Raw genomic sequence first — 4,560 nt, 5'->3', positions numbered from 1 at the left:
GGCCCGACCCCGCCGGTCGCGGGATCGGGCCCTTCGCACCACCCGTGCCGGCCTCGCCGGACTACGGCGTCGTCACTCCTGGCGACGGTGGTTGCCGCGCGGACCGGACTCGACGCCGGCCTTGACCGCCTCGCACAGCCCGGGGTCCACAGCGGCCCAGTAGGCGTAGACGCGCTCGAGGAGCTCGGTCTCCGACGGGTCGATCTTGCTCACGTGGCCGGCGATGTTGCCCGCCAGACGACCGCGGGCGGCGTCGTCGAGGACCTCGCGGTAGAGCGTCGTCGCCTGCGCCTGATCGGTGTCGTCGGAGTGCGGCGAGACGTCCCCACGGTAGATCTCGGAGCCCTTGGTGTCCCAGTCACCGAAGTCGAAGGCCTGGGCCTTGTCCGCGGCGGGGCCGTCGAGGGTGTTGGGGGCGTACTCGGCCTGCGCCGGGTGCGGGAACTCGTACTGCATGGAGCCCTCCTTGGAGTAGGAGTTCACCGGCGAGAGCGGGCGGTTGACCGGAATCTGCTGGTAGTTGGCGCCGATGCGGTAGCGCTGGATGTCCGGGTACGCGAAGACGCGGCCGAGCAGCATCTTGTCCGGCGAGAAGCCGATGCCCTTGACGATGTTGGTCGGCGCGAACGCGGCCTGCTCGATCTGGGCGTGGTGGTTCTGCGGGTTCCGGTTCAGCGTCATGGTGCCGATCTTGCGCAGCGGGTAGTCCTTCTGCGACCAGACCTTGGTGAGGTCGAACGGGTTGAAGCGGTAGGTCGCCGCCTCGTCGACCGGCATCACCTGGACGTGCAGGTCCCACGACGGGAACTCGCCCTTGCTGATGGACTCGTAGAGGTCCTGGCGGTGGTAGTCGGCGTTCTCCCCGGCGAGCTTGTCGGCCTCGGCCTGGGTGAGGAAGTCGATGCCCTGGTTGGTCTTGAAGTGGAACTTGACCCAGTGCCGCACGCCTTCGGCGTTGATGAACTGGTAGGTGTGCGAGCCGAAGCCGTCCATGTGGCGCCAGGTGGCGGGGATGCCGCGGTCGCCCATGAGCCAGGTGACCTGGTGGGTCGACTCGGGGCTGAGGGTCCAGAAGTCCCACTGCATGGCGTGGTTGCGCAGGCCGGAGGCGTTCTTGCGGCGCTGCGAGTGAATGAAGTCCGGGAACTTGAGGGCGTCGCGGACGAAGAAGACCGGCGTGTTGTTGCCGACCATGTCGTAGTTGCCCTCGTCGGTGTAGAACTTCAGCGCGAAACCGCGCGGGTCGCGCCAGGTGTCCGGGCTGCCCTTCTCGCCGGCGACGGTGGAGAAGCGGGCGAGCATCGGGGTGGTCACGCCCTTCTGGAACAGCCCGGCGCAGGTGATGTCCGAGACGTCCTCGGTGGTGACGAACTCGCCGAAGGCGCCGGAGCCCTTGGCGTGCGGCAGCCGCTCCGGGACGTTCTCGCGGTTGAAGTGGGCGAGCTTCTCGATCAGGTAGAAGTCGTGGATCGGCTGCGGACCCAACTCACCGAGCCGGGCGCTGAACTCATCGCTCGGAACCGGCTGTCCGCTGTCGGTGGTGGTGGCGGAGTTGGGCTGGAAGTCGCGTACGCCGCGGTCGGCGGGATGCGTGGTCACGTCTGATGCTCCTCGAGGTGGTGGGGTGATGGGCGGTGTGGTCTAGGTCTCAATCTTCACCGAGACGGGCGCCGCCCGCCTGACATTCGGGACATGTGCCCCAGTAGTTGACCTCGGCCTCGTCGATCAGGAAGCCGTGATCGTGGTCCGCCTGCAGGCAGGGTGCGTGCCCTACCGCGCATTCGACATCCTCGATCCGGCCACACTGCCGGCACACGAGGTGGTGATGGTTGTCCCCGGTGCGACGCTCGTACCGCGCCGGCGAACCGGCCGGTTCGATGCGTCGCATGAGGCCGACATCGGTACACACACGCAGCGCGTCGTAGACGGTCTGTGTGGAGACCGCGCCCAGCCGCTCCCGGACCAGTACCGCGACGTCTTCCGCCGCGATGTGGGGACGACTGTCGACGACGGCGAGGACCGCCAGCCGGGGAGAGGTGACCCTCAGCCCGGCCGACCGGAGCTGCGCTCCCGGATCCTGCACGTCCGTCGTCATGGTGTCCACTGTAGCCAACTAATTGGAACTAGTCCAGAAAAGGACTGGTTCCGCTTTGGTAACGATGCCGATCGGCGGGCATCGACTCTCGTTTCCGCCCCCGCGCCCGCCGACTAGGCTGATCCACGACGCCGAACCCGCAGGAGGACGCCATGACGGAGACCGCCACCGGACCGGTCGTGTGCGGCTACGACGGGTCGCGGGATGCCCGCCGGGCCGTGTCCTGGGCCGCGACCTGGGCACGTGACCATCACACGACTCTCGAGGTGATCTCCGCCGACCGCGCCGTCGGTCGGGTCGTCGCCTTCGACGAGACCGCCCGCGCGAACGTCGAGGGCGCCATGCGGGACCAACTGGCCGACCTCGTCGGACAGGTCCCCACGACCTACCGCGTCGTGGCCGACAGTCCCGTCGGCGCGCTCGTCGAGACCACGGGGTATGCCTCGGCGATCGTGGTGGGCAGCCGCGGCCTGACGGCCCGCGAGGACTTCGCCATGGGATCCACCTCGGCCGGGGTGGTCGAACACGCCAGGTGCCCCGTCCTCGTGATCACCCCGCGCACGCCGGAGGGCCACGACAGCGGCCCGGTGGTGCTGGCCGCCGACGGGTCCGAGGCCGGGGACCCGGCCGCGGCGTTCGCCTTCGCCGAGGCCGAACGCCGTGGCACCACTCTGCGTGTCGTCCACTCCGTCGAGGCCCCCCGCCTGCCGGGCGCGTCGCTGTTCGACCTCGATCAGCTCGCGGAGGATGTCCTCGCCGAGGACGAGAAGGCCGTCACCGACGCCCTCGCCCCACATGAGGCCCGCCATCCGGGAGTGCCCGTCGACCTGGTCCTCGTCGTCGGTGAACCCGCCACGACCATCGCCACCGAGGCCTCGGGGGCCGCACTCCTGGTGACCGGGTCACGCGGGCACGGCGGGTTCGCCGGACTGTTGCTGGGATCGGTCAGTCGACGCCTGCTCCAGACCGCGCCGTGCGCTGTCGCCGTGGTCCGCCCCACCGACTGAGTCACCGCGAGCCCTCGGTCGTCGGCCCGATCCGGAGCATCCGGGTGAGGGTGGGTTGCCACATCACTCCTGCCCCGTCGCCGCGGGAGACGATGGTCCCGGTGAGCTCCATCGGCTCGTCCAGCGGGGCCACGCCGACGAAGGAACGGGCCACCTCCACGCCGGTCTCCACATCCGTCGAGGTCACGTCCACCGGACCGAACTTCTGCGCCAGCCCCTGATCCAGGGCGGGATGCACCCCCGAGGGGCCGTATGCCAGGGCGTGAATCTGCCCGTCACCCGTGGTGAGCTTGGGCAACGAGGCGGTGCGTGCGAGTGAGGTCCATGCCCGTGAGCAGGCACCCCCCACTCCCCCGGCCCCGTCGCTCCGCACGTCGATGCGGGTCATTCCCCCCGTGTACGGGGCGGACGCGGGCACGGCCGGGCCGTCGACGGCGAACGGCGGGTACTCGTACCCGTACGTGTTGACCAGCACCAACGCATCGCCGACCGCGATGATTGAGTTCTCCGTGGCCGCCGGCCCCTCGATCACCACACCGTCCGGGGCGGCGGAGGCCGGTGCGAGTGACGTGGCGAACGCCGGCATCCTGCACACCTGCGAACCGTCGCCGCGACGCAGGACGATCAGATCGGGATGCTCGGCGTCATCGGTGATCGCCACCAGCGAGTCACCCGGGCCGAAGTAGGTGGGCGTGGTTCCGGAACCGTGAGCCAGCAGGCCGGGCTTGCGTGCCGGGCCCACCTCGTAGCCGTGCCGCCACCGCACCTGCGGGCTCCCGTCGGGCGCCGCGTCGACCTCGTAGAGCGCACGGGTCGTGATCACCGAGGCGCCACCCGGCCGGACGGTCAGCCCGTTGGTGATCCTCTCCCCTGCCGGCAGGGCGAGGGTGCGCACGGTGTCGTCGTCGCCGGGGAGAACGGTTCCCACCACCCCGCCCGAGGTCGCGAACCAGATCCGTCCGTCGAAGGCGGGGATCAGGCCGGTCACCGCGTCCCCGTCCGGGACGCCCGCCGAGAGGTCGGCCAGGACCTCGACCGACATCCGCCAGGTTCCGTCCGGGTCGCGATGGTGCCCGACGGCGAGGAGCCTGCGGTTGCCGTCGGCCACCACCACCCGGTCGCGCTCGTCGAGGTAGCCGTACACCCCACCGAGCAGTGCGCCCTTGGCCAACTGCACCTCCGCCAGCACCGCCGCGGTCTCGGGGTGGAAGAGCTTCACCGTCGGCGCGAGCGGGGTCGGCGGATGGAGTCCCACGTACGAGGTGCACAGGGCGACGGGCATGCCGTCGGTCCCGACGAAGACGGTGGAACACGTGGCCCCGGTCAGGGCGCCCACGACGGCGGGGTTCGCTCCCGGCCCGCGACCGGGCATCGTGTCGGTGGACGCCACGTCCCCGTGGACCGTGGAGGTACCGGCGGGGCCCAGCCCGGGCGGTGCGGCCGACTGGGCGGTGGACG

Annotated in this window: 4 protein-coding genes; 1 reads left to right on the top strand and 3 read right to left on the bottom strand. The window is 70.4% G+C overall.

The features are described from left to right. Positions 1–72 precede the first annotated feature (72 nt). Positions 73–1,599 carry a catalase gene (locus tag G6026_RS00565; protein ID WP_107755603.1) on the bottom strand — a complete coding sequence of 509 codons (1,527 nt, stop codon included), beginning with the start codon at positions 1,597–1,599 and terminating at the stop codon, positions 73–75. A 49-nt stretch (positions 1,600–1,648) separates the two neighbouring features. Continuing rightward, a complete protein-coding gene (locus G6026_RS00560; RefSeq protein WP_107755602.1) occupies positions 1,649–2,095 on the bottom strand; it encodes a Fur family transcriptional regulator in 447 nt (148 codons plus the stop codon). 152 nt (positions 2,096–2,247) lie between these two features. Here G6026_RS00560 and G6026_RS00555 point away from each other — a divergent pair, with 152 nt between their 5' ends. Then, positions 2,248–3,102: a universal stress protein gene (locus tag G6026_RS00555; RefSeq protein ID WP_107755601.1), complete on the top strand. Its 855-nt coding sequence runs from the start codon at positions 2,248–2,250 to the stop codon at positions 3,100–3,102. 1 nt (position 3,103) lies between these two features. Here the strand turns inward: G6026_RS00555 and G6026_RS00550 are convergent. After that, positions 3,104–4,560: hypothetical protein (locus tag G6026_RS00550; RefSeq protein ID WP_182611936.1), on the bottom strand; the 1,457-nt coding region annotated here is incomplete at its 5' end.

It is taken from the genome of Dietzia sp. DQ11-38-2 (assembly GCF_014145055.1).
Taxonomy (GTDB): domain Bacteria; phylum Actinomycetota; class Actinomycetes; order Mycobacteriales; family Mycobacteriaceae; genus Dietzia.
Note: the sequence above shows the minus strand (reverse complement) of the source record. Positions and strands in the feature narration are given on the sequence as shown.

Coding starts and splice junctions, on each gene's coding strand:
- G6026_RS00560 (WP_107755602.1), bottom strand. CDS start 2,095: ATGACGACGGACGTGCAGGATCCGGGAGCGCAGCTCCGGTCGGCCGGG.
- G6026_RS00555 (WP_107755601.1), top strand. CDS start 2,248: ATGACGGAGACCGCCACCGGACCGGTCGTGTGCGGCTACGACGGGTCG.